Source organism: Mesorhizobium sp. P5_C1 (assembly GCF_054049815.1).
Genome location: NZ_JBFULQ010001228.1, coordinates 1 through 780, shown reverse-complemented (window position 1 = coordinate 780; position 780 = coordinate 1). Strand labels below are relative to the sequence as shown.

The 780-nt window shown below is 57.2% G+C and carries 1 protein-coding gene; it reads left to right on the top strand.

Annotated elements, in window-relative coordinates:
* Positions 1 to 616, top strand: a 616-nt coding sequence (locus ACXJ7R_RS35040; protein WP_457155790.1) for a DeoR/GlpR family DNA-binding transcription regulator, incomplete at its 5' end; no start/stop codon positions are given.
* Positions 617 to 780: the final 164 nt, after the last annotated feature.

The following is a 780-nucleotide window of genomic DNA, read 5'->3' as shown; positions in this document are numbered from 1 at the left end:
CATCCATGGTGGTGCGTTGTTCCCCTCCGGCATCGAGAACATGGAGTATGAGGCGAGGCGCAAGATCGCCGCCGACGAGAAGGAAGCGATCGGCCGCGCGGCAGCCAGACTGATCCCCGACAATGCCTCGCTGTTCATCAACATCGGCACGACTACGGAGTCGGTCAGCAAGGCGCTACTCGATCACAATGGGCTGATGGTCATCACCAATAACATCAATGTTGCCAACAGGATGCGCATATATCCCTCGATCGAGGTGGTGATCGCCGGTGGGGTTGTGCGCGGTTCCGATGGCGGCGTGGTCGGCGAAGCCGCGGTCGATTTCATCCGGCAGTTCAAGGTCGATTATGCGGTGATCGGCGCTTCGGCCATCGACCATGACGGCGCCTTGCTCGATTTCGATTTCCGTGAGGTCAAGGTGGCGCAGGCGATCATCGCCAATGCGCGTCATGTCATCCTGGTTTCCGACCAGACCAAATTCGAGCGCACCGCGCCTGTCCGCATCGGCCATCTGTCGCAAGTCAACACCTTCATCACCGACCGTTGCGACATTCCGTCGGTGCGCAAGATTTGCCAGGAGGCCGAGGTTCAACTGATCGAGACGTCGCTCGGCTAAGCGGCGTCGGCATATCATCACGCGCCTGTGATATTTCGTTTGACATTCGTTCTTATTTCGAAATAATCCCGATACGGTTTCGTAAAAACCTAAAAATGCTGCAATGCGAAATCGCGGGAGGGCTTTTTGGACGCAATCCGGGACATCTTCGTCATCGGTGGCGG